General features: G+C 65.9%; 19 protein-coding genes. 12 read left to right on the top strand and 7 right to left on the bottom strand.

The window, feature by feature from the left end:
• Positions 1 to 17 precede the first annotated feature (17 nt).
• The gene (locus AC1D2L_RS02980) at positions 18 to 746 is read right to left on the bottom strand and encodes a GntR family transcriptional regulator (RefSeq protein ID WP_476844319.1); all 729 of its coding nucleotides are present in this window, start codon (positions 744 to 746) and stop codon (positions 18 to 20) included.
• A gap of 158 nt (positions 747 to 904) precedes the next feature.
• On the opposite strand from AC1D2L_RS02980, the gene AC1D2L_RS02975 reads away from it, so the two are divergent.
• The 5 genes from AC1D2L_RS02975 (at position 905) to AC1D2L_RS02955 (ending at position 7,973) form a co-directional block, all read left to right on the top strand.
• Entirely contained in the window at positions 905 to 2,098 is a 1,194-nt protein-coding gene (locus AC1D2L_RS02975) for a pyridoxal-phosphate-dependent aminotransferase family protein (RefSeq protein WP_476844318.1), read from the top strand.
• Between the two features lie 84 nt (positions 2,099 to 2,182).
• Positions 2,183 to 2,974 (top strand): enoyl-CoA hydratase/isomerase family protein, encoded by a 792-nt coding sequence (locus AC1D2L_RS02970; RefSeq protein ID WP_476844317.1) that lies wholly within the window; start codon positions 2,183 to 2,185, stop codon positions 2,972 to 2,974.
• A 184-nt stretch (positions 2,975 to 3,158) separates the two neighbouring features.
• Positions 3,159 to 3,620, top strand: coding sequence for a MarR family winged helix-turn-helix transcriptional regulator (locus AC1D2L_RS02965; RefSeq protein ID WP_476844316.1), 462 nt, complete (start codon positions 3,159 to 3,161; stop codon positions 3,618 to 3,620).
• Between the two features lie 10 nt (positions 3,621 to 3,630).
• Entirely contained in the window at positions 3,631 to 4,842 is a 1,212-nt protein-coding gene (locus AC1D2L_RS02960) for an efflux RND transporter periplasmic adaptor subunit (RefSeq protein WP_476844315.1), read from the top strand.
• Positions 4,839 to 7,973 (top strand): efflux RND transporter permease subunit, encoded by a 3,135-nt coding sequence (locus tag AC1D2L_RS02955; protein ID WP_476844314.1) that lies wholly within the window; start codon positions 4,839 to 4,841, stop codon positions 7,971 to 7,973. Before AC1D2L_RS02960 ends, AC1D2L_RS02955 begins: the two co-directional genes overlap by 4 nt.
• Before the next feature lie 119 nt (positions 7,974 to 8,092).
• Here AC1D2L_RS02955 and AC1D2L_RS02950 read toward each other — a convergent pair whose 3' ends face one another.
• From AC1D2L_RS02950 to AC1D2L_RS02940, 3 genes are all read right to left on the bottom strand, one after another.
• Positions 8,093 to 9,364 carry an acyl-CoA dehydrogenase family protein gene (locus AC1D2L_RS02950; RefSeq protein ID WP_476844313.1) on the bottom strand — a complete coding sequence of 424 codons (1,272 nt, stop codon included), beginning with the start codon at positions 9,362 to 9,364 and terminating at the stop codon, positions 8,093 to 8,095.
• Between the two features lie 46 nt (positions 9,365 to 9,410).
• Entirely contained in the window at positions 9,411 to 10,457 is a 1,047-nt protein-coding gene (locus tag AC1D2L_RS02945) for a phosphotransferase family protein (RefSeq protein WP_476844312.1), read from the bottom strand.
• 81 nt (positions 10,458 to 10,538) lie between these two features.
• Positions 10,539 to 11,777, bottom strand: a complete 1,239-nt coding sequence (locus AC1D2L_RS02940) for an aspartate kinase (RefSeq protein WP_476844311.1) — start codon at positions 11,775 to 11,777, stop codon at positions 10,539 to 10,541.
• A 150-nt stretch (positions 11,778 to 11,927) separates the two neighbouring features.
• Between AC1D2L_RS02940 and ubiG the strand changes: the two genes are divergently transcribed.
• The gene (gene ubiG, locus AC1D2L_RS02935; protein ID WP_476844310.1) at positions 11,928 to 12,683 is read left to right on the top strand and encodes a bifunctional 2-polyprenyl-6-hydroxyphenol methylase/3-demethylubiquinol 3-O-methyltransferase UbiG; all 756 of its coding nucleotides are present in this window, start codon (positions 11,928 to 11,930) and stop codon (positions 12,681 to 12,683) included.
• A gap of 77 nt (positions 12,684 to 12,760) precedes the next feature.
• Here the strand turns inward: ubiG and AC1D2L_RS02930 are convergent, their stop codons facing one another.
• The gene (locus AC1D2L_RS02930; RefSeq protein ID WP_476844309.1) at positions 12,761 to 13,051 is read right to left on the bottom strand and encodes a hypothetical protein; all 291 of its coding nucleotides are present in this window, start codon (positions 13,049 to 13,051) and stop codon (positions 12,761 to 12,763) included.
• A 252-nt stretch (positions 13,052 to 13,303) separates the two neighbouring features.
• Here AC1D2L_RS02930 and ccrA point away from each other — a divergent pair, with 252 nt between their 5' ends.
• From ccrA to AC1D2L_RS02900, 6 genes are all read left to right on the top strand, one after another.
• The gene (gene ccrA, locus AC1D2L_RS02925) at positions 13,304 to 14,572 is read left to right on the top strand and encodes a crotonyl-CoA carboxylase/reductase (RefSeq protein WP_476844308.1); all 1,269 of its coding nucleotides are present in this window, start codon (positions 13,304 to 13,306) and stop codon (positions 14,570 to 14,572) included.
• A gap of 142 nt (positions 14,573 to 14,714) precedes the next feature.
• Positions 14,715 to 14,969, top strand: a complete 255-nt coding sequence (locus tag AC1D2L_RS02920; protein ID WP_476844307.1) for a GlsB/YeaQ/YmgE family stress response membrane protein — start codon at positions 14,715 to 14,717, stop codon at positions 14,967 to 14,969.
• A gap of 71 nt (positions 14,970 to 15,040) precedes the next feature.
• Positions 15,041 to 15,493, top strand: a complete 453-nt coding sequence (locus AC1D2L_RS02915) for a YidB family protein (protein ID WP_476844306.1) — start codon at positions 15,041 to 15,043, stop codon at positions 15,491 to 15,493.
• Positions 15,494 to 15,659: 166 nt separating this feature from the next.
• Positions 15,660 to 16,319: a glutathione S-transferase family protein gene (locus AC1D2L_RS02910; RefSeq protein ID WP_476844305.1), complete on the top strand. Its 660-nt coding sequence runs from the start codon at positions 15,660 to 15,662 to the stop codon at positions 16,317 to 16,319.
• 95 nt (positions 16,320 to 16,414) lie between these two features.
• A complete protein-coding gene (locus AC1D2L_RS02905; protein WP_476844304.1) occupies positions 16,415 to 17,299 on the top strand; it encodes a DMT family transporter in 885 nt (294 codons plus the stop codon).
• A 175-nt stretch (positions 17,300 to 17,474) separates the two neighbouring features.
• Positions 17,475 to 19,151, top strand: coding sequence for an acyl-CoA dehydrogenase family protein (locus AC1D2L_RS02900; protein ID WP_476844303.1), 1,677 nt, complete (start codon positions 17,475 to 17,477; stop codon positions 19,149 to 19,151).
• Between the two features lie 220 nt (positions 19,152 to 19,371).
• Here AC1D2L_RS02900 and AC1D2L_RS02895 read toward each other — a convergent pair whose 3' ends face one another.
• Both AC1D2L_RS02895 and AC1D2L_RS02890 read right to left on the bottom strand, forming a co-directional pair.
• Positions 19,372 to 20,703, bottom strand: a complete 1,332-nt coding sequence (locus tag AC1D2L_RS02895; protein ID WP_476844302.1) for a GDSL-type esterase/lipase family protein — start codon at positions 20,701 to 20,703, stop codon at positions 19,372 to 19,374.
• A gap of 70 nt (positions 20,704 to 20,773) precedes the next feature.
• Positions 20,774 to 22,729: a bifunctional 2',3'-cyclic-nucleotide 2'-phosphodiesterase/3'-nucleotidase gene (locus AC1D2L_RS02890; protein WP_476844301.1), complete on the bottom strand. Its 1,956-nt coding sequence runs from the start codon at positions 22,727 to 22,729 to the stop codon at positions 20,774 to 20,776.
• Between the last annotated feature and the right edge of the window lie 52 nt (positions 22,730 to 22,781).

The raw sequence follows: 22,781 nt of genomic DNA, 5'->3' as shown, positions 1-22,781 counted from the left end.
GCGTCGGGGCGGGCTCGCTACGCCATCTGAGACTGCGCTGCCTTGCGCTTGTTGCGCAGGTGCAGGAACAGGATATCGCTGAGCTCGCTGCCGGCGCGGCGGCGCAGCGCGTCGAGGATTGCCTCATGCTCGCGCATCGCCTCGCCCCAGCGGTCGCGATCCTTGGCGAGGTTGGCGGAATAGCGCACGCGGCGGATGCGCCCGGCGAGATTTTCGTAGGTCGCGCTCAGCGTGGCGTTGCCGGCCGCTGCGACGATCATCCGATGGATGTCCTGGTTGCACTGGAAGTAGCCATGCATGTCGCGGCGCAGGTAAAACCGGTACATCTCGTGATGGACCCGCTCGATCTCGGCGACGTCGTCGTCAGAAATCTGCTCGCAGGCTAGCCTGCCGGCCAGCGCTTCCAGCCCGCCCATCACGTCGAAAAGCTCGCGCAGATCCTCGGCTCCGAGTTCGCGAACGCGGGCGCCGCGATTAGGCAGGAGCTCGATAAGTCCCTCCGATGCCAGGACCTTGAGAGCTTCGCGCAAAGGCGTGCGCGAGATGCCGAAGCGGTCGCAGAGCAGGCGTTCGGGGATGCGCGCGCCATCAGCGAGATTGCCTTCGACGATGTAGTCGCGCAGCGCCGCCAGCAACTCGCCATGGAGCGTAGCGCCCGGGCGCGACAGCGCTGCCGTGGCGGCTTCCTCGGTCGTTCCTCGCGCGGAATGCCCGGCCATGTCTGTGTCGGCGGCGACGTCTGTCATGCCATCGCGTTACTCCAAACTCCGGTGCATGTCGAGATATTGACGGCAATCTGCGTGCTGGATGGCGGTTGCAATCCCAAAAAATGAATGCAAAAACTCGCCAACCAACAGGTGTCTCGGAACCGCCGGTTTCGAAGTCGCTCCCGGGAGGACACGTCATGGCAGCGCAGCAGGGTCGCCACTTCCTGCATATTCCCGGTCCGAGCCCAATCCCCGATCGGGTGCTGCGGGCCATGGACATGCCGATTATCGACCATCGCAGCGCCGAGTTCGCGCGTCTCGGCAAGGCTGTCCTGGAGGGCTCGAAGGCGATCTTCAAGACCACGCAGCCGGTGGTGATCTACCCATCGTCGGGCACCGGTGCCTGGGAGGCTGCGATCGTAAACACGCTCTCGCCCGGCGATACCGTGCTGATGGCGGAGACCGGCCATTTCGCCACGCTCTGGCGCCAGATCGCGGCCCGTTTCGGCATCGAGGTCGATTTCATTCCCGGCGACTGGCGTCGCGGCGCCGATCCGGCCGCGATCGAGGCCAAACTCTCCGAGGACACGACCCGCAAGATCAAGGCGGTGATGGTCGTCCATAACGAGACCTCGACCGGGGCGACCAGCCGCATCGCCGAGATCCGCAAGGCGATCGACGCCAGCGGCCATCCGGCACTGTTCATGGTCGACACCATCTCCTCGCTCGCCTCCGTCGATTACCGCCACGACGAATGGCAGGTCGATGTCACGGTCTCGGGCTCGCAGAAGGGCCTGATGCTCCCTCCGGGGCTGAGCTTCAATGCGATCTCCGAGAAGGCGATGGCTGCGTCGAAGATCAACAAGCTGCCGCGATCCTATTGGGACTGGCAGGAGATGGTGAAGATCAACGCCAACGGCTTCTTCCCCTACACTCCGGCGACGAACCTGCTCTATGGCCTCAGGGAAACGCTCGCCATGCTGCAGGAGGAGGGGCTGGACAATGTCTTTGCCCGCCACAAGCGCCTTGCGGCCGCGACGCGCGCCGCGGTGAAGGCCTGGGGGCTCGAGATCCTGTGTGAAAACCCGGCCGAGCAATCGCCGGTGCTGACCGCGGTTATGATGCCGCCGAGCCACAGCGCCGACCGCTACCGCAAGATCGCGCTCGAGAAATACAACATCTCGCTCGGCTCCGGCCTCGGCAAGGTCGCCGACAAGGTCTTCCGCATCGGCCATCTCGGCGAGTGCAACGAGTTGATGCTGCTCGGCGCGCTGTCGGGCGTCGAGATGGGGTTGGTTGCCGCCGGAGTGCCCCATCGCAGCGGCGGCGTCGCGGCCGCCATGGCGACACTCGAAGCGCCGGAGGTCGGCAATGAGCGCGCGGTCGCCTGACGGCGCGCGGCATCTCGCGCGGTAAGCCAGTGCGATGCTAGAACCGCACCGCGCCGCGCAATAGCGGCCGTCCGGAGCCCGCCGATGTCAGAAGCCGCCGCGCCCATCCTGCTCGCGATCGACGCCGGCGTCGCCACGTTGACGCTCAACCGGCCCGGCGTCCTGAACGCTATCGATGTGGCGATGGCTGAGGCCTTTCTGGCAGCGATCGAGGCCATCGCTGCCGATAACACGGTGCGGGCGATCCTGATCCGCGGCGAGGGCAGGGGCTTTTGCGCTGGCGGCGACGTCTCCCAGTTCACCAAGGGCGGGGATCCGGAGGCGGCGATCGGCGCCATCATCAAGCCGCTGCATGCGGGGCTTGTTCTGCTCGGCGGGCTCCGGCAGCCATCGGTGGCTTGCCTGCAAGGGGCGGTCGCCGGGGGCGGCTTCAGCCTGGCGCTGGCCTGCGACTTCGCCGTGGCCGCGGAGAACGCCAAATTCACGATGGCCTATGCCCGCATCGGCGCGACGCCCGATGCTTCGGGCAGCTTTCATCTGGCGCGCGCCGTCGGCATGAAGAAGGCGCGCGAAATCGCGCTGCTGGCGGAGACCTTCGATGCCGCCGAGGCGTTGAGGCTCGGGCTGGTCAATTGCGTCGTGCCGCTGGGCGAGGTCGAAAGCGAGGCGTTCGCCTTGGCCCGTCGGCTCGCGGCCGGCCCGACTCAGGCCTATGGCCGCATCAAGATGCTGCTCGATGCCTCCGGCACGAACACGCTCGGCGAACAGCTCGAGCTCGAGCGACAGACCTTCGCGGCATCGACCCGCACAGCGGATTTCAGAGAGGGCATCACGGCCTTTCTCGAAAAGCGACCTGCGACCTTCACCGGACAATAGAGCGCTCCGCGGGGCTCCACGCAGATAGCGGTTCTGCCGTGACGCGCGGGAGCGCTCAAGCAATGCGCCGGTGAGGCCTCGGCGCACCCGCAATCACGTTCTTGTGCGCTTGCGAAGGCGTTCCGGAAAACGCCGCAATCTCTGCCCATCTCCTAAGCAGGCTTATCATAAGGAGGCATGCGAGATGCGGCGCCCGCCCAAGCGTGAGTTGACCTTCCAGCTTGTCGAGACCGCGCGGTTGATGCGCACCCATATCGACCAGCGCGCGCGGCTTCACGGCACGACGCGGGCGCAATGGGGCGTTCTCGCGCGACTGCGCCGCCATGAGGGCCTCACCCAGGCGGCGATTGCCGAGATGCTCGACCTGCAACCGATCTCGCTGGCGCGGCTCATCGACCGGCTGGAGCAGCAGGACCTTGTGCGCCGGGGCCGCGATCCCCGCGACCGGCGCGTCTATCTGCTGACGCTGACGGAGGAGGGGCGTCGTCTCGTCGATGATCTCGATGCGCTGCGTGACGAGATCGCGGGAGAAGTCCTGCACGGCATCGAACCGGACGCGCTTGTGACGACCCTCGCCACGCTGGCGGCCATCCGCGAGCGGATCAAAAGCCCCGGGGCGACCGTTGCTATTGGCAGCGCGGCCTGAGGAGCGCCCGATGAAGCGTATGAGCTTTCTGACACTGGCCGTCGTGGTTGCCGCAATAGGCGGCGGTGCGTGGTTCCTGCTCCCGCACAGCAAAGGCGGTTCGGGCGACGCCGCATCTGTCGCGCGGGCGGGCAGGACTGGCGACGGTGCTCCGGTTGCCGTCGTGACGGCCGTTGCCCAGCAGGCCGACATGCCGGTGCGCAAGCGCTCGATCGGCTTCGTCGAGACGCCTGCGACGGTGGTCGTCAAGTCGCGGATCGACAGCCAGATCACCGAGCAGCACGTCACCGACGGCCAGTTCGTCAAGGCCGGTGACCTGCTCTTTGCGCTGGATGACCGCGATATAAAGGCGCAGATCGCCAAGGACGAGGCGGCAATCGCGCGCGACGAAGCTCTCCATAAGCGCACGCAGGCCGATCTCACACGCTATGAGCAATTGCTCACTAAGAACGCCGGCACGCAGCAATCCGTGGATCAGGCAACAGCCGACGAGCGCTCCGCCGCAGCGACCATCCTCTCCGACAAGGCGACTCTCGACGCCGACAGGCTCAAGCTCGGATACACCCGCATCCTGGCACCGATAGAGGGCCGCGTCGGCGCCGTGCAGGTCACTCCAGGCAATCTCGTCTCGGCCAACAGCACCGGTACCGGCCTCGTCACCATCACGCAGATGAAGCCGCTGCGGGTCACTTTCACCTTGCCCGAGCGCGAGTTGCCGGTGCTGCAGGCGGCGTTGGCGTCGGGCGCGACCGTGCCGGTGACAGCGAGCGTGCCCGATTCCGGCAAGCCCGCGGCCGAGGGCAAGCTCAACTTCGTCGATTCCAGCATCGACATGACCTCGGGCACGATTACCGCGAAGGCCGCCTTCGCCAATGACGATCTCGGCCTCTGGCCGGGGCAATATGTCGATGTCGAGCTTTCCGCCGATACGCTGAAGAACGTCACGACCCTCCCGACCGTCGCCCTCCAGACCGGGCAGAAGGGCCCCTACGTCTATGTCGCCAAGGCCGACCAGACCGTCGAGCTCAGGCCCGTCAAGGTCGCGCTGAGCGATGGCGCACGCACGGCGCTGAGCGAGGGCCTGGCTCCCGGAGAGCGCGTCGTGGTCGACGGCCAGATGCGGCTGAAATCCGGCAGCCGGATTCGCGAGCATGACAAGGATAGCAGCGCCAAGCCCGGCTCGCAGGGCACTCCGGTCGCCGAAGGTGAGAAGCAGCCATGAACATCTCGGGCTTCTGCATCCGCCACCCCGTCGCGACGATCCTGATGTCGTTCGCGCTCGTCCTGGCCGGACTGTTCGCCTACCGCTTCCTGCCCGTGGCGGCGCTGCCGCGCGCCGAATTCCCGGTGGTGAACGTCTCGGCCCAACTGCCGGGCGCTTCGCCCGATACCATGGCGACCTCCGTCGCAACGCCGCTGATCAAGCAGTTCACCACGATTGCCGGCATCGATTCGATATCGACCACGAATTCCCAGGGCTCGACCTCGATCGCGATCCAGTTCGTGCTGAACCGCAATATCGACGCGGCCGCCGCGGACGTGCAGGCGGCCATCGCCCGTGCACAGCGGCAGTTGCCGATCGAGATGACGACGCAGCCGAGCTACCGCAAGGTCAACCCGGCCGATGCGCCGATCATCCTGCTCGCGCTGAAGAGCGATGTCGTGCCGCTCTCACAGCTCGACGCCTTCGCCCAGCAGGTGATCTCGCCGGCGCTCTCGACCGTCGATGGCGTCGCGCAGGTGCTGATCTTCGGCAGCCAGAAATACGCGGTCCGCATCCAGATCGATCCCGTAGCGCTTGCTTCGCGCGGCATCGGCGTCGACGAGCTTCAACTCGCTATCACCGCCACCAACGCAAACACGCCGGTCGGGACGCTGCAGAACACCAACCAGCAGCTGACGATCCAGGCGCATACCCAACTCGCCAATGCCGCGCAGTTCGCAAATGTCATCATCGCCACGCGCAATGGCCGCCCCGTGCGGCTCGGCGACGTTGCCAAGGTCATCGACTCCGTCGAAAACACCCTGACCGCCAGCGCCTATGACGGCATGCCAGCCGTGGTGCTCGCGGTCCAGCGCCAGCCCGACGCCAACACCGTCGAGGTGGTCGACCGCGTCAAGGCGATGCTGCCGGCCTTCTCCGAGCAATTGCCGGCGGCGGCCTCGCTGGCGCTTCTCAACGATCGCTCGCGCTCGATTCGCACGGCCGTCGATGACGTCCAGTTCACGCTGCTGCTGACGATCGCGCTCGTCGTGATGGTGATCTTCGTCTTCCTGCGCCGCCTCGCTGCGACCTTCATCCCGGCAGTGGCGGTGCCGATCTCGATCATCGCCACGCTGGCCGCGATGTACGCGTTTGGCTTCTCGATCGACAATATCTCGCTGCTGGGGCTGACGCTCTCGGTCGGCCTCGTAGTCGACGACGCCATCGTCATGCTAGAGAACATCGTCCGGCACATGGAGGAGGACGGCCTCTCGGCCTATGACGCCGCGCTGAAGGGTTCGCACGAGATCGGCTTCACGATCATCTCGATCTCGCTGTCGCTGGTCGCGGTCTTCATCCCGGTCCTGCTGATGGGCGGCGTCATCGGCCGCATCTTCAACGAATTCGCCGTGGTGGTGACGGTGTCGATCCTGGCCTCCGCCTTCGTCTCACTGACGCTGACGCCGATGCTCTGCTCGCGCCTTCTTTCGGGCTATTCCGAGCATCATCAGGAGAACGCCTTCGGTCGCGTCCTCGAGAACGGATTCGCCGCCATCCTGCGCGGCTATGATCGCTCGCTGGGCTGGGCGCTGCGCTTCCAGCCTTTGATGCTGCTGACATTCTTCGCGACACTCGGCTTGAGCGTCTGGCTGCTGCAATCAGCGCCCAAGGGCTTCTTTCCGCAGGAGGACATCGGCCAGCTCCAGGTGTCGACCGAAGCCCGGCAGGACATCTCCTTCCCGGCGATGCAGGAGTTGCAGGCCGAGGTCGCCGAGGTCTTCCAGAAATCCCCCCATATCGCCCATGTCGCCTCGACGGTCGGCGGCAGCAGCGGCAGCGCGGGTGCGCTCAATGCCGGGCGGCTATTCGTCGAGCTCAAGCCTCAGGACGAGCGCCCTGCATTGCAGAAGGTGCTCGCCGATCTCAGGCGCGACCTCGCGCAGGTGCCCGGGATCACGGCCTATATGACGCCGGTGCAGAACCTGAACATCGGCGCGCGCTCCTCCAAGAGCCAGTACCAGCTCGTGGTGCAGGGCCTCGACCAGGCGCTGATGAACGAATGGGCGATTAAGCTCGCCGACGCGATGACGCGCGAGCGCGCGACCTTCATCGACGTCACCACCGACCTTCAGAACAGCGCGCTGGAAGCCACCCTGATCGTCGACCGCGACAAGGCCAACCAGCTTGGCATCGGCTCCGACATCCTGCGCTCGACGCTCTATTCGGGCTTCGGCGTCCGGCAGGTCTCGACGATCTACGCCACCGGCGACAACTACAATGTCGTCGTCGAATTCGACCCCAGGCATGGTTGGTCCCCAGAGCGGCTCGACCAGATCCGCGTGCGCGCCGCCAACGGCAAGCTGGTTCCGCTGGGCTCGTTTGCGCGGGTGGAGCGCACTGCCGGGCTGCTCACCGTCAACCAGCTCGGGCAGCTGCCGGCGGTGACAATCTCCTACAACCTGCCGGCGGGGGTGGCGCTGGGCGACAGCGTCAACCGGATCAACGCGCTGAAGAGCGAGATCAACCTGCCATCCTCGCTTTCGACCACGCTGGCCGGCACGGCAAAGACGTTTCAGGATTCGCTGGCCAACCAGGGCCTGCTGATCGCAGGCGCGATCCTGACGATCTACATCGTACTGGGCATCCTCTATGAAAGCTTCATCCACCCGCTGACCATCCTGACCGGGCTGCCTTCGGCTGCTATCGGTGCGCTGGGCGCGCTCAGGCTCTTTGGGCTCGACCTCTCGGTGATCGCCATCATCGGGCTTCTGATGCTGATAGGCATCGTCAAGAAGAACGCGATCATGATGATCGACGTCGCGCTGGTGCTGAAGCGAGAAGGCAAGCCGCCGCAGGAGGCGATCCATCAGGCCTGCGTGATGCGGTTCCGGCCGATCCTGATGACGACGCTCGCGGCGTTGATGGGCACGCTGCCGATCGCGCTGGGCGCCGGCGCCAGCGCGGAGCTGCGCCAGCCGCTGGGCATCGCGGTGGTCGGCGGCCTGCTGATCAGCCAAGTCCTCACGCTCTACATCACGCCGGTGCTGTTTCTCTACATGGAGCGACTGTCGGTGCTGCTGGAGCACCTGTTCTCGCGCAAGCCGCAGGGGGGCGAGGGCGCGGAGGTTCATCAGGCGCCAGCGGAGTAGCGCGACCAGTGGCCGAAGCTCTCATCGTCATTGCGAGCGCAGCGAAGCAATCCAGTCGGGCGTAGCGCGCGCGGATTCTGGATTGCTTCGTCGCTGCGCTCATCGCAATGACGGGATCGTCACTCTGCCGTCTTCACATAAGGCCGCTTCACGCCCTGTTCGTCGAAGGTCGAGCGGTTGCTCTGCTGGCGCTTTTTGACCTCGGCGCGGGCGATGGTGCGCAGGTGCACCTCGTCGGGGCCGTCGATGAAGCGCAGCGCCCGCCCCCAGGAATAGATGAAGGCCAGCGGCGTGTCGTTCGAGAGCCCGCCGGCCCCAAAGACCTGCATCGCGCGGTCGGCGATCTTCGTCTGCAGCCGCGTCGCCACGACCTTGATCGCCGAAACCTCCGTGCGCGCAGCCTTGTTGCCATGGGTGTCCATCATCCAGGCGGCGCGCAGGCAGAGCAGCCGCGCCTGGTCAATTTCCATGCGTCCTTCGGCGATCCAGTCCTGCACATTGGCGTAGTCGGCGACCTTGCGGCCAAAGGCCTCGCGTTCGAGCGCGCGCTCGACCATCAGTTCGAGCGCGACTTCGCATTGCCCGATAGAGCGCATGCAGTGGTGGATGCGCCCCGGGCCCAGCCGCGCCTGTGCCAGTGCAAAGCCAGCGCCTTCCTCGCCCAGCATGTTGGCGGCGGGCACGCGGACATGGTCGAAATCGGTCTCGGTATGCCCCTCCGGCGAAAAATGGTTCAGCAGCGGCAGATTGCGCATGATCGTCAGCCCGGGGCTGTCGAGCGGCACCAAAATCATGGAATGGCGCTTGTGCGGATTGGCGTCGGGGCTGGTGTCGGACAGCCCCATAACGATGCAGAATTTGGCCTTGGGATGCAGCGCGCCGGTGGTCCACCACTTGCGGCCGGTGATGACATACTCGTCGCCGTCGCGGGTGATCGTGGTCTGCAGGTTGGTCGGGTCCGAGGAGGCGACGCCGGGCTCGGTGATGCCGACGCAGGAGCGGATCTCGCCATTCATCAATGGCACCAGCCAACGCTCGCGCTGCTCGGGCGTGGCGAACATGTGCAGGATTTCCATGTTGCCGGTGTCGGGCGCGTTGCAGTTGAACACCTCCGAGGACCAGAAGATGCGGCCCATGATCTCGGCGAGCGGCGCGTATTCGAGGTTGCTCAGCCGCGTGCCGGGCTCGTCGGGCTTCAGCGCGGGCAGGAACAGGTTCCACAGCTCTTCCGCCTTGGCCTTCTCCTTGAGCCCGTCGATCAGTTCGGTCGGATAGCGCCCGGCCTCGACCTCGTGCTTCCACTGCGCATCGGCCGGCTGGACATGGGTATCCATGAACGCCTGCAGCTTTTCGCGCAGCGCATCGACCTTGGCGGAATAGGCGAAATCCATGGGCTTCCTCGTCTCGTTCTCTTATTCGCTAATGCGCCGCGGCGCGTCAGTCCGCCCGGTCCTCGACGACCGCCAGCGCCCGTTGCGCAAAACTCTCGGCCATCTCGCCGACAGCGACGGCGTTCTCGGCCGCTGCGTTGCCGGTTTTGGCGCGGGCCGCGATGCCGTCGAGGATGACTGCGAAGCGGAACAGGGAGAAGGCGACGTGGAAACGGCCCGGGCCGTCGCCGCGGCCAGCTGCCTGGCAATAGCGTTCAAGATATTCGTTCTGCGCGGGGATGCCCAGCGCATCGCGGTCGAGCCCGAGGAACCCGCCATACATGTCCGGTGTCGAATGCCAGGGCAGACAGGAGAATGCGACGTCCGACAGCGGATGCCCGAGCGTCGAGAGCTCCCAGTCGAGCACAGCGACCACATTCGGCGCGTCCGGTGCGAACATCAGATTGCCGAGCCGGAAATCGCCATGGACGATGGTCGTTTCCGCGGATTCGTCGAGATGGCTGCCGAGCCAGTCGATCAGCCGGTCGACAGCGGGGATGTCGCGCGTCTTGGTCTCTCGCCATTGCCCGCCCCAGCGCCTGAGCTGGCGGGCATAGTAGTTCCCGGGCTTGCCGTAATCGGCGAGCCCGGCGGCCTGCCAGTCGAAGCGGTGCAGCGCGGCCAGCGTCTCGGCCATGGCGAAATACATGGCGCGGCGCTCGTCGCGGGAAACGCCGGGCAAAGCGGTGTCGTGGAAGACGCGGCCCTCGAGCCGCTTCATCAGGTAGAAGGGCGTGCCGACGACATCGTCCTGCTCGTGCAGCAGGAGCACGGGCGGCACCGGCACGTCGGAGCCGGAAAGCGCCTTCAGGATGCGGTATTCGCGCTCGACGGCATGGGCGGAGGGGAGCAGCGGTCCCGGCGGTTTCTTGCGCAGGACAAGCCGCGTGCCCGCCTCGGGATAGCTGACGAAGAACGTCGGGTTGGACTGGCCGCCGCTGATCCGCTGCAAATCCATGGCGCCGCGCGCCCGTGCCGGCAGCGCGGAGCGCAGGAAGGCATCAAGCCGGTCGGCGGAAAATTCCGGGGCGGCGGAGGCGGGGCCGTCTGGCATGGCGCCATCATTGCGGCTGGCCGCCGGACGGTCAACGCAGGGCGCTCGGTAAAATCCGCCAAGCGCCCCTGCGGAAATGCCTCAGGCGGCGTCGAGGCCGTAGAGCGAGTGCAGCGTGCGCACGGCAAGCTCGGTATAGGCGGCGTCGATCAGCACCGAGAACTTGATCTCGGACGTCGTGATCGCGCGGATGTTGATGCCCTTCTCGGAGAGCGCCCGGAAGGCGCGCGCCGCAACACCGGCATGGCTGCGCATGCCGACGCCGATCGCCGAGATCTTCACGACATCGGTCGCACCCTGCAGCGCCTGGTAGGCGATCTCGGCATGACGGCTCTCGAGCAGCGTCTTCGCACGCTCGTAGTCGGCCGTCGGAACCGTGAAGGTGATGTCGGTGGTCGCCTGGTCGTCGGACACGACCTGGATGATCATGTCGACATTGATGTTGGCGTCGGCCAGGGGTCCAAAGATATTGGCGGCCACGCCGGGCTTGTCGGCTACGCGCCGGAGCGTGATCTGGGCTTCGTCGCGCGAGAACGCGATGCCGGTTACGATCTGCTGTTCCACGATATCGTCCTCGTCGCAGATGAGGGTGCCGGGATTGGGGTTTTCGGGGTCGTCGAACGAGGAGCGGACATAGGTCGGCACGCGCTGGACCATGGCGATCTCGACCGAGCGCACCTGAAGCACCTTGGAGCCGAGCGAAGCCATTTCCAGCATCTCCTCGAAGGAGACCTTGTCCATGCGGCGCGCCTTCGGCACGACGCGGGGATCGGTTGTGTAGACGCCATCGACATCGGTGTAGATGTCGCAGCGATCGGCCTTCAGGCCGGCTGCCAGCGCCACCGCGCTGGTGTCGGAACCGCCGCGGCCGAGAGTGACGATGCGGTGCGACTGAGCATGCAGGCCCTGGAAGCCCGAGCACACTGCGATCTCGCGATTGCGGTCGAAGCCGGCCAGGATACCCGAACCGTCGACGCCCTCGATGCGCGATGAACCATGCGCGTCCGAGCCGAAGATCGGGATCTGCCAGCCCTGCCAGGAGCGCGCGGGCAGGCCCATCTGCTGCAGGGCGATCGCCATCAGACCGGAGGTCACCTGCTCGCCGGAGGCGACGACGACGTCATATTCGGCGTGGTCGTAAAGCGGCGAGGCTTCCTTGCACCAGGCGACGAGTTCATTGGTCTTGCCGGACATGGCTGACACCACGACCGCCACCTCGTTACCGGCGTCGAACTCGCGTTTGACGTGGCGGGCGGCGTTCTTGATGCGCTCGACAGTGGCGACGGACGTGCCGCCGAATTTCATCACCAGACGGGCCATAGCGGTCCAGAGGCTCTCACAACAGGGCCGGGCTTTTGACCCGGACGAAAGGTCGCCCTCGCGCTGCTTGCGGGGCGGGTGTAGATGACGGGCAGCGGCCGGACTGTCAATGCGGTGCAGGCAGCGATCGCATCAATGAAGGATAATGCCATGGCGGCGACGGCCCAGACCGCGGACACCACGATCGACCCGGCCGAGGTTGCGCGCTTCGATGCGATCGCCCGGACCTGGTGGGACCAGAAGGGCCCGATGGCCGTCCTGCACAAGTTCAATCCGGTGCGCCTTGCTTTCGTGCGCGATCTTGCCTGTGCGCACTATGGACGCGATCCCAAGGGTCTCAGCGCCCTCGACGGACTGACGCTGGTCGATATCGGCTGCGGCGGCGGCGTGCTCTCGGAGCCGCTCTCGCGCCTGGGCGCAGAGGTCACGGGGCTCGATCCTGCTCCGACCAATATCGCCGTCGCGCGGGCCCATGCCGAGCGCAGCGGGCTCGCGATCGACTATCGCGAGGAGATGATCGAGTCGCTGGTAGCCCAGGGGCGGACCTTCGATGTCGTGCTGGCGATGGAGGTCGTGGAGCATGTCGCCGATGTCGACGCATTTGTCTCCGCCTGTTGCAAGGCGGTGAAGCCCGGCGGCCTGCTCGTCATGGCGACGCTCAACCGCACCCTGAAATCCTACGCGCTGGCGATCGTGGGCGCCGAATATCTGCTGCGCTGGCTGCCGAAGGGCACGCATGACTGGAACAAGTTCGTCACGCCCGACGAACTCGGACGGGCCATCGAAGCCAGCGGGCTCGACCTCGGCGAGAGCACGGGCGTCATCTACAACCCGTTGGCAGACCGCTGGTCCGCCGCGCGCGATATGGACGTGAACTACATGATGGCGGCAACCAAGCCCGCCTGAGGGACGTTCGGCGCGAGCTCGAAGCGCCATTGCGACATTCGCGATGGGCTCCAGAGCAGCTCGCGGACCAGCGCGCCTCAGATCCAGCGTCGTAGCACGCCGCAGGTTATCAGCGTCGCAATCCCCGAGGCGGAGGCAACGAGCACCAGCGTCTGCGGCAGGTTGGCCATCGTGCCATAGCCGAGCTTGCGCCAGAGCAAGGCTCCGATGATCGCGCCGACAACCAGCATGCCAGTGTTCAGGAGAACGCCGAAAGCGCCGTCGCCGAGGATGACATCGGCGATCCAGGCGAGAGCGAAGGCGCATGCCCAGACCAGCGCGACGATGACGAGCATCTGCGACATCGACAGTTCCGGCAGTCCAAGCATCAAGAAAAAGCTCCGCATCGGATCTGCCCTCTGTGTACCGATATCAGCATGTTAGCATGGATCGCCACCGGGGCGGGGGCAGACCTCGCCGCGTGGTGAAGGATCCTTTTGCAGCAGGGGCGGTTTTTGCGTCGCGACATGATTCCTTAGGGGGATGGCGCAGTGCAGCATGACGCTGCATCATGCCGGCGGGATCGGGGAAGCGACGCGCCTGTGGCGAGCGGCCATCGCACGAGAACCGGGGAGATGACCATGTCCATGCCTCACGCGAAGCCGGCCCTCAAGGACCTCTACGAACTCGGGGAATTGCCGCCGCTCGGCCATGTCCCGGCGAACATGTATGCCTGGACCATCCGCCGCGACCGTCACGGCCCGCCGCTCGACAGTTTCCAAGTGGAGGTGATCCCGACCTGGGAGATCGGCGAGGAGGAGGTGCTGCTGCTCGTGATGGCAGGCGGGGTTAACTACAACGGCATCTGGGCCGGTCTGGGCCAGCCGATCTCGCCCTTCGACGTGCACAAGGGCACGCTGCACGTCGCCGGCTCCGACTGCTCCGGCATCGTCTGGGCCGTCGGCACCAAGGTGAAGCGCTGGAAGGTCGGCGACGAGGTCATCGTCCACTGCAACCAGGACGATGGCGACGACGAGGAGTGCAATGGCGGCGACCCGATGTTCTCGTCATCCCAGCGCATCTGGGGCTACGAGACGCCCGACGGCTCCTTCGCCCAGTTCTGCCGCGTCCAGTCGCGCCAGCTCATGCAGAAGCCCCGGCACCTCGCCTGGGAGGAGGCCGCCTGCTACACGCTGACGCTGGCGACCGCCTACCGGATGCTGTTCGGCCACGCGCCTCATACCATCAAACCCGGCGACAACGTGCTGATCTGGGGCGCCTCGGGCGGCCTCGGCGTCTTCGGCGTGCAACTTTGCGCGGCCTCGGGCGCCAACGCGATCGGCGTGATCTCGGACGAGACCAAGCGCGACTATGTGCTCGGGCTCGGCGCCAAGGGCGTGATCAACCGCAAGGATTTCAACTGCTGGGGGCAGATGCCCAAGGTCAACTCGCCTGAATACAACGAATGGACCAAGGAGGCCCGCAAGTTCGGCAAGGCGATCTGGGACATCACCGGCAAGAAGGACGTCGATATCGTCTTCGAGCATCCCGGCGAGGCGACCTTTCCGGTCTCCTGTCTCGTCGCCAAGCGCGGCGGAATGATCGTGTTCTGCGCGGGCACCTCAGGCTTCAACATCACCTTTGACGCCCGCTATGTCTGGATGCGGCAGAAGCGCGTGCAGGGCTCGCATTTCGCCCATCTCAAGCAGGCGAGCGCCGCCAACCAGTTCGTGCTCGACCGGCGCGTCGACCCCTGCATGTCCGAGGTCTTCCCCTGGGACAAGATTCCCCAAGCGCACCAGAAGATGTGGAAGAACGAGCACGCGCCGGGCAACATGGCGGTGCTGGTCTACGCGCCGCGTACGGGCCTGCGCACCTATGAGGACGTGGCCGAAGCTCTCGCCAGCTGAGCAGGACCCTTTCGCCCCATGGCATAGTCCGAATTCCCGCGCCCGGAATCGGAACCATTATCCCCTGCGATCGTTGGGAGTTCGCATCGGCGACGTGCCGCTGCGTCGGCATGTGCCGGCCATCCGAAGGGGGAAGACGACGATGGGCATTATCTGGACGATCGTGATCGGGTTTTTGGCTGGCGTCGTCGCAAAGTTCCTTGCGCCGGGCTCTAACGAGCCCTCAGGCTTCATCCTGACGACAATCCTCGGAATTATCGGCGCCGTGGTGGCCACCTATCTCGGCCAGGCCATGGGCTGGTACGCACCGGGCGAGGGGGCCGGTTTCATCGGCGCCGTGGTCGGCGCGATCGTCGTGCTCGTCCTCTGGGGCATGTTCAGCCGTCGCAGCGCCTGAGTGGCGATGCCAAGCGCGACTGGCGCGATCCCCGGATCGCGCTCATTCGACAGATCTCATGGAGGTTCCCGATGAGCGACAATAACGGATTTCCGTCAATGACGGCGCTGCTCGGCCTGTTGGCCGTTGCAGGCTACCAGAACCGCGACAAGCTCGCCGAATGGTTTTCGGGCATGCAGGCGGGCCAGCAGCCCGAAGGCGCGCCCGCGGGCCTCGACAAGGTTGTCGGCCCCGCCGGTGCAGGTGCAGCAGGTGGGCTGGGCGGCCTGCTCGGCGGCGGCCTTTCGGAGCTGATCGAACGCTTCAAGCAGGGCGGGCGTGGCGATGCCGCCGACTCCTGGGTGCGCACTGGGCCCAACCAGGAAATCAGCCAGGGCGATGTCGAATCGACGATCGGTCATGACGTCCTGGCGGAACTGGAGCAGCGCACCGGCCTGTCGCGGCAGGAACTGGTCGCTCGCCTCTCGCGGGCGCTGCCCGACGCGGTCGATCGCTACACGCCGGATGGCCGCGTCGGGGCCTAACCCAAGCTCCGACAAAACCGCTCGGCCAACGATACCGATCGCCACGCGCAGCCCCGGCTGCCGTGGCGATTTGCGTTTGGGCACAACGTCCGTGCGAGCGACAGGGTTGCCTTTGTCGACGAAAACACTTAATCAGTTGGTAAAGTAACGACGTTCCGAGGTTGCGATGTCGCTGGTACTTTACGCTCACCCGTTCTCCTCCTACTGCCAGAAGGCGCTCACTGCGCTCTATGAGAACGACACGCCTTTCACCTACCGCCTGCTGGCAATGGACGACCCTGCCGTTGGCAAGGAACTCGAGGCGCTGTGGCCGCTGAAGCGCTTCCCGGTCCTGGTCGACGACGGAGCGACGGTGCTCGAATCCAGCGTCATCATCGAACATCTCGGGCTGTTCCACCCGGGTCGCGTCAGGCTGGTTCCACAGGAGCCGACAGCCGCGCTCCACGTCCGGACGATGGACCGCTTCTTCGATAATTACGTGATGACGCCAATGCAGCGGATCGTCTTCGATTTCATCCGCCCGCCGGGGGAGCGGGATCCCTATGGCGTCGCGGACGCCCGCGCGCAACTCGATACCGCCTATGCCTGGCTCGACGATACGATCTCGACGCGGCAATGGGCCTGCGGCGATGCCTTTTCACTCGCCGATTGCGCGGCTGCGCCCTCGCTCTTCTACGCCGACTGGGTCCATGAGATCGACGACGCCTATCCGCATGTCCGGGCCTATCGCCAGAGGCTGCTCGCCCGCCCTTCCTTCAAGCGCGCGGTCGACGAGGCGCGGCCCTATCGCCATTACTTCCCACCTGGAGCCCCCGACCGCGACTGAGGCACACGACCGGCCCGCGGCACATGGCAGGCGGGCGTTCGCGTACTGACGGGCATACACGGAGCCATGTAAGCATCGCGCCGAACAGGCGATCCATGCTCTCATCCCCGCTCTTCCTGCGCTTCGTGCCGGTGATCTTCACCTTCCTGTGGTCCACGGGCTGGGTCGTGGCCGGCTATTCGGCCCGCTATGCCGACGCGCTGACCTTCCTGCTGGTGCGCTATGCCTGCGCCGGCGTGCTGATTGCGGGAATCGCCTGGGCCATGGGCGCGACCTGGCCCAAGGGCCGGCGCGCGATCATCGACTGCATCGTCACGGGCATCCTGCTGCACGCGGCCTATCTAGGCGGTGTCTGGTGGGCGATGCGCCACGGACTGCCTGCCGGCATTTCCGGATTGATCGCGGGCCTCCAGCCGATCCTGACGGCGCTGTTCGCACCAGCCCTTCTTGGCGAGCGCATTTCGCTGCAGCGCTGGGCCGGTATCGTCTGCGGCTTCCTCGGCATAGGGCTCGTGCTGGAGCCTCAATTGGCCGGCGTCGCACCTGCTGCGCTCTGGGGCGTGCTGCTGCCGGTGGCGATCAATGTGCTTGGCATGCTCGCGGTGACATTCGGCTCCTTCTACCAGAAGGCGCGGATCGTCACTGGCGACCTGCGCACCGTGACGGCTGTGCAGTACGGGGCGGCCTTCCTTGTGACATTGCCCTTCGCCTATGCGCTCGAGCCGATGCGCATCGAGTGGAACCTGACCATGGTCCTCGTCCTGGCCTGGTCGGTTCTGGCACTCTCTCTCGGAGGCATCGGGCTCTATCTGTTCATGATCCGGCGCGGCGAGGTCTCGCGCACGGCGACCTTCCTCTATCTGGTCCCGGCGACGGTCGCGGTCGAGGCCTGGCTACTCTTCGGCGAAACCATGTCACCGCTGCAACTTTGCGGGATGGCGGTGACGATCCTTGGTGTCGTGCTCGCCAGCCGGAAATAGCGGGCTCGGCGTTTGCGTCATCGTGACCAGAGCGACCGCTCCAGGAGTCACAGCGCTGCCGCTCGGGATTTCTTCGCTTTGCTGGCATTGACGGATGCGTGGGCCTAACCCAAAGGCGGCTTTTCGTTCGGTTCCGGTTAAGTCTATGCTGCGCCGCAACAGGGGAGAAATCCGCATGAGCGCGACCGCAGCAGATACAAGCGAAACCCGTTCCACAGCTACGAGCCTGATCGGGGCGGCGCTGCCGGGTTTCGAGACGCTGCTAGGTGATGCGATTTCCGCGGTGCGCGGGAAGGTGGTCGTCGACGGCAGGATTTCCGCCGCGCGCCTAGAAGCCGAGCAGCATGCGGCGCACGGCCTGTCCTGGCTGGCGACCTATGTCATGGCGCTGCGAGAGATGAAGGCCTATGGCGAGCGCCTCCAGGCAGAGGATCGCTACGGCGCGACCGAGGACTACGCCCTCAGGATCGGCGCTGGCGAATACGCCGCGCAGATTTTTGGCGGCATTCCGATGAGCCAAGGCGAGATCGTCAGGCTGGGCGCGCTGGGCCTGTCCGCAAAGCCGATCGCCGCCGCCCGCAGTGACGCGGCCGAGGCGCTGATCGCTCAGGGCAACACGCCCGAGAACCGCGTTCGGCTGGTCTCGCTGTTCAGCCAGAGCGATGGCGCGGCAAGCGTCGGCGATCCCGGCCTCGACGAGACCCTCGAGGCGATCCGCAGCGAGATGCGCCGCTTCTGCGCGGCCGAGGTCACGCCACACGCCCATGAATGGCACCTGCAGAACCATTACATTCCGATGCCGGTGGTCGAGCAGATGGCCGAGCTCGGCGTCTTCGGCCTGACCATCCCCGAGGAGTTCGGCGGCATGGGCCTGAGCAAGGTCTCGATGTGCGTGGTCTCGGAGGAGCTGTCGCGCGGCTATATCGGCGTTGGCTCGCTCGGCACCCGCTCGGAGATCGCCGCCGAACTCATCCTGTGCGGTGGCACTGACGCGCAGAAAGCCAAATGGCTGCCAAAGCTCGCGGCCGGCGAGGTCTTGCCGACCGCCGTCTTCACCGAGCCCAATACCGGCTCCGACCTGGCGAGCCTGCGCACAAAAGCGGTCAAGGACGGCGACGCCTGGAAGGTTTTTGGCAACAAGACCTGGATCACGCACCCCGTCCGCGCCGACATCATGACGCTGCTGGTCCGCACCGACCCCGACGCCGCAGGTTATCGCGGGCTCTCCATGCTGATCGCCGAAAAGCCGCGCGGCACCGACGCGGATCCGTTCCCGGTCGCAGGCCTGACCGGCGGCGAGATCGAGGTGCTCGGCTATCGCGGCATGAAGGAATACGAGCTCGCTTTCGATGGGTTCGAGGTCAAGGCCGAAAACCTGCTCGGCGGCGTCGAGGGCCAGGGCTTCAAGCAGCTCATGCAGACTTTTGAGGCCGCCCGCATCCAGACTGCGGCGCGCGCCGTCGGCGTGGCTCAGTGCGCCTTCGATCTCGGGCTGAAATACGCGCAGGACCGTATCCAATTCGGCAAGCCGTTGATCGCTTTCCCGCGCGTCGCCGACAAGCTCGCCATGATGGCGGTCGAGATCCTGATCGCGCGGCAGCTGACCTATTTCGCCGCCCGCGAAAAAGACGCCGAGCATCGCTGCGATCTCGAGGCCGGCATGGCAAAACTGCTGGGCGCCCGCGTTGCCTGGGCAGCGGCCGACAATGCGTTGCAGATCCATGGCGGCAACGGGTTTGCGTTGGAATACCCGATCAGCCGCGTGCTCTGCGACGCCCGCATCCTCAACATCTTTGAAGGCGCTGCGGAAATTCAGGCGCAGGTGATCGCGCGGCGGCTGATCGAGGGCTGAGGGGCGTCCCTATGCCAGAGCCCAAGCACGCCGTCATTCCGGGGCTGCGCGTAGCGCAGAGCCCGGAACCCATGACCACGCGTGCCGGTCGGATGCGCGCCTCCGAGCCTCATCTTGGCGCGGTCGTGTGCATGGGTTCTGGGCTCGGACCTTTCGGCCCGCTCCGGAATGACGGTTCCCGTGAAAACGTCGCACCGTCCTGACAGTCGGCAAGGATCCGCTACTTCTTCAGCCCCGGCACGACAGCCTCGGGATCGACCGCGAAGCCCATCGCCTGATAGCCGGTGCGGTTGGGATGGAGCTTGTCGCCCGGCCCGCCCGTCGTCGATTCCGGCACGAACGCCGCCTTTAGCCCGCCCGTGGCGGTGTCGAGCGTCGCGGCGTCGAAATCCACCACCGCGTCAAAACTGCCGGCTGCACGGATGAAGGCATTCAGCGCCTTGCGCTTCTCGTCCTGCTCGGGTGAGCCATGCGCCGGGCTGGTGCTGCCCAGCGCACTGACGACCGTCGCGCCGACCGCGCGGATACCCTTCGCCCGCAGCCGCGCCACACCCTCTCGCATCCCCGACTGGACCGCCTCGACGCTGGCATTGCCGTTCTTGCTGAAGTCGTTGATCCCCTCGAGCCAGACCAGGCTGGTGACGCCCGAGAGCGACAGCACGTCGCGCTCGAGCCGCTGGCCCGAGGCCGGGCCACCCGGAAACGGCTTCGCTGAAGAATACTCGGCGGGGCCGGCGACCTGGTTGCCGCCGATGCCGGCATTGACGACCGCGACGCGACTGACGCCGAAGGCCTGTGCCAGCCGGCGCGCCAGCACATCGGGCCAGCGGTCGTCGCCATTCATGACGGACGCGGTGCCGTCGCTGATGGAATCGCCGAACGCAACAACGACCGGCGTATCGGCGGGAGCCTGCATGTCGAGCGCGTCGAGGAAGAACCAGGAGGCGGTCGCATGCGGGAAAGCGACTTCGCCGTCCTCGGCGCCCTTGGCCCCGGCGCGGGGGGCGCTGACATAGGAGGTCTGGAGCGCCTTGGCGTGCCAGGTCATCGGACCGCTATCGCCGGCGATATGGAACGACACTGCGAGCTTGCGGCCTTGCAACAGCGGCGCGGCCGGATCGCTGGCGAAGGGCAGTTCGACCGGGTCGCTCCAGGCGGAGGCGCCGGGTTCGAGTGTCAGCGTGGCCTTGCCCGCGAAGTTCACAGGACGATTGGTCCCGGGCACGAGCGCCGCTGCGCCGAGTTGCAGCCCGATATGCACGTCGCCGAAGTTCACGGGCTTGGTGCCGAAGGCGTTGCTGAGGCGGATGCGTGCCTGCCGGCCCCAGAGGGTGGGGCGGACGATCAGGCGAAAGCTCTGGTCCTCGGCGCCACGTGCAGGTTCCGGGAAGACGAAGCGCTGGTCCGGTTGGGCGGACGGATTGCCGATGGGGTAGGGTCCCTGCGCGGAGGCGGCCCAACTCGTCTTCCAGGCAAGAGTGGCCGACTGCGCGAAAGCCGCGCCGCTCAGGCTCGAAACAAGCGTCATGATGATAAGGGCCGCCCTCAGCATGTGAACCTCCCGATGATTGTTGTTTTCTCGGGAGAATGCTGGCTCGCGGCCCGCGCGGCAAGCGCTCAGTTCACCCCTGCAGCCGCCACTTGGCGAAACCCTCGGGGCCGTCCCCCACCGGTGCGGCGCTGAGCGCCTCGGGAGCTTTCCCGGCAGCGTTGGGCGAGGTCAGGAAGGTGACGTTGACCGAGGGCGGTAAGGGCACAAGCGCCCAGTTTCCGTCGGCCCTGGGCTCGATCGTCTTCCTGTCGAGGATGTAGCGCACGATCACGTCTCGGTTGAGGTCGGGCGCCTCGAGCACCACCGTCGATTTCGTGCCGGGGAAATTGCCGCCGCCCGAGGCGCGGTAGTTGTTGGTGACGACGATGAAGTTGGCTTTTTCGTCGATGGGCTGGCCCTCGAAGGCGAGATCGACGATGCGATGGGCGTTGGCGTTGGCGAGCCCGCCATTGGCGTCATAGCGCGAGGCCCGCGTCACATCGATCCGGTAGGTCAAACCGTCGATCACGTCGAAATTGAAGGCCGGAAAGTTCTGGTCGATGAGGGGCTGTTCCTCGGTTCGGGCCGGGTCGATGCGATTGAACAGGCCCGCCGAGCGTTCCAGCCATTCGCGGAGTTGGGCACCGGTGACTTTCACGATTTGGACCGTGTTCGGGTAGAGATAGATATCGGCGACATTCTTGATCGCGATCGGCCCGGCCGGAATGTCGGTGAAGAAGTTCGGCCCTGCGCGCCCGCCGGACTTGAACGGCGCGGCGGCCGAGAGGATCGGCAGCGCCTTCCATTGCGTCTGCGCCATCAGCCCCTTGGCATAGGCGATCTGCGCCTCGGCCACGATCTGCACGGAGGGGTCGTCGGTGACGAGCGCGAAGAAGCTGTTGATCGGGGAGGCGGTGGCGCCGACCGGCTCGCGCATATAGGTCAGCGTCGCCTCGTGATCGGCCTTCACCGTCGCCAGGATGGCCGGTTCGCTTGCAGCTTTGGCCACGATCTTGCGGTCGGGCGTGCGCTCATAGATCGGCCTGGCCTCGACCTTGAAGCCCGCCATGCGCCACTGCTCGCCGCGCTTTTCCAGGTCGAGATCGACCAGGCCGAGATGCGATCCCCAGAACCCGGGCTGGCAGGCCGGCTTTCCGTGCAGCGTACCCTTGACGTTGTCGACGCCGTCGATGCCGTCGAAGGCCTTGCCGCCGGGGAAGACGAGATGCTGGTGGCCGGTCAGGATCACGTCGATCCCGTCGAGCCTGGCGAGGTGCAGCGCGGCGTTCTCCTCCATGCCCTTGCGCGCGCCGCCGGCAATGCCGGAGTGGCACAGCGCGATGACGAGATCGGGCGCGGCAGCCAGCAGCGCCGGCATATGCTTCTGCGCGGCGTCGACGATGTCGATCGCCATGAGCTTGCCGTCGAGATTGGCCTTGTCCCACTGCATGATCTGCGGCGGCACGAAGCCGATCACGCCGATCTTCAGCACATGGCTCTGGCCGGCTTCGTCCTGGAAACTCTGCTCGAACAGCCGCCACGGATCGAACTGGGGCGGCCCGCCGAGGCGTTCGATATTGGCGCAGACCAGCGGGAATTCCGCCTTGGCGAGGCCGTTGTCGAGGAAGTCGAGCCCATAGTTGAATTCGTGGTTGCCGAGCGTGCCGCAGAGATAGGGCAGCGCGTTCATCGCGGCGAGCATCGGGTGGGTTTCGCCGGCTTTGAGTCCCTTCTTGTAGGCGACATAGTCGCCCAGCGACGAGCCCTGCAGGAAGTCTCCATTGTCGAAGAGCAGGCTGTTCTTGGCCTCCGCCTGAGCGGCCTTGATCAGGCTTGCTGTCTTCGCAAGGCCGACCGTATCGTCGGCGGCATCGCGGAAATAGTCGTAGGGCACGACATTGACGTGGAGGTCGCTGGTTTCCAGCAGGCGCAGCTTGAGGCGCGGCGCCGCCTGCGCGAACGCGGAACCCGGAAGTGCTGCGCTGACCGCAAGCGCGGCACCCGCCATCAGCGTGTCACGACGGTTGGGATGGCTTGCGCGTGACATGGCTGTGCTCCCGATCGCATCTGCCGCGACGAGAGGCTAGCATTGCGGCGAT

The organism is Allobosea sp. P1_B10 (assembly GCF_056406735.1).
The sequence above is the reverse complement of the archived record's forward strand: the minus strand, read 5'-3'. Positions and strand labels throughout refer to the sequence as shown.

Coding starts and splice junctions, on each gene's coding strand:
- AC1D2L_RS02980 (WP_476844319.1), bottom strand. CDS start 746: ATGACAGACGTCGCCGCCGACACAGACATGGCCGGGCATTCCGCGCGA.
- AC1D2L_RS02975 (WP_476844318.1), top strand. CDS start 905: ATGGCAGCGCAGCAGGGTCGCCACTTCCTGCATATTCCCGGTCCGAGC.
- AC1D2L_RS02970 (WP_476844317.1), top strand. CDS start 2,183: ATGTCAGAAGCCGCCGCGCCCATCCTGCTCGCGATCGACGCCGGCGTC.
- AC1D2L_RS02965 (WP_476844316.1), top strand. CDS start 3,159: ATGCGGCGCCCGCCCAAGCGTGAGTTGACCTTCCAGCTTGTCGAGACC.
- AC1D2L_RS02960 (WP_476844315.1), top strand. CDS start 3,631: ATGAAGCGTATGAGCTTTCTGACACTGGCCGTCGTGGTTGCCGCAATA.
- AC1D2L_RS02955 (WP_476844314.1), top strand. CDS start 4,839: ATGAACATCTCGGGCTTCTGCATCCGCCACCCCGTCGCGACGATCCTG.
- AC1D2L_RS02950 (WP_476844313.1), bottom strand. CDS start 9,364: ATGGATTTCGCCTATTCCGCCAAGGTCGATGCGCTGCGCGAAAAGCTG.
- AC1D2L_RS02945 (WP_476844312.1), bottom strand. CDS start 10,457: ATGCCAGACGGCCCCGCCTCCGCCGCCCCGGAATTTTCCGCCGACCGG.
- AC1D2L_RS02940 (WP_476844311.1), bottom strand. CDS start 11,777: ATGGCCCGTCTGGTGATGAAATTCGGCGGCACGTCCGTCGCCACTGTC.
- ubiG (WP_476844310.1), top strand. CDS start 11,928: ATGGCGGCGACGGCCCAGACCGCGGACACCACGATCGACCCGGCCGAG.
- AC1D2L_RS02930 (WP_476844309.1), bottom strand. CDS start 13,051: ATGCTTGGACTGCCGGAACTGTCGATGTCGCAGATGCTCGTCATCGTC.
- ccrA (WP_476844308.1), top strand. CDS start 13,304: ATGTCCATGCCTCACGCGAAGCCGGCCCTCAAGGACCTCTACGAACTC.
- AC1D2L_RS02920 (WP_476844307.1), top strand. CDS start 14,715: ATGGGCATTATCTGGACGATCGTGATCGGGTTTTTGGCTGGCGTCGTC.
- AC1D2L_RS02915 (WP_476844306.1), top strand. CDS start 15,041: ATGAGCGACAATAACGGATTTCCGTCAATGACGGCGCTGCTCGGCCTG.
- AC1D2L_RS02910 (WP_476844305.1), top strand. CDS start 15,660: ATGTCGCTGGTACTTTACGCTCACCCGTTCTCCTCCTACTGCCAGAAG.
- AC1D2L_RS02905 (WP_476844304.1), top strand. CDS start 16,415: ATGCTCTCATCCCCGCTCTTCCTGCGCTTCGTGCCGGTGATCTTCACC.
- AC1D2L_RS02900 (WP_476844303.1), top strand. CDS start 17,475: ATGAGCGCGACCGCAGCAGATACAAGCGAAACCCGTTCCACAGCTACG.
- AC1D2L_RS02895 (WP_476844302.1), bottom strand. CDS start 20,703: ATGCTGAGGGCGGCCCTTATCATCATGACGCTTGTTTCGAGCCTGAGC.
- AC1D2L_RS02890 (WP_476844301.1), bottom strand. CDS start 22,729: ATGTCACGCGCAAGCCATCCCAACCGTCGTGACACGCTGATGGCGGGT.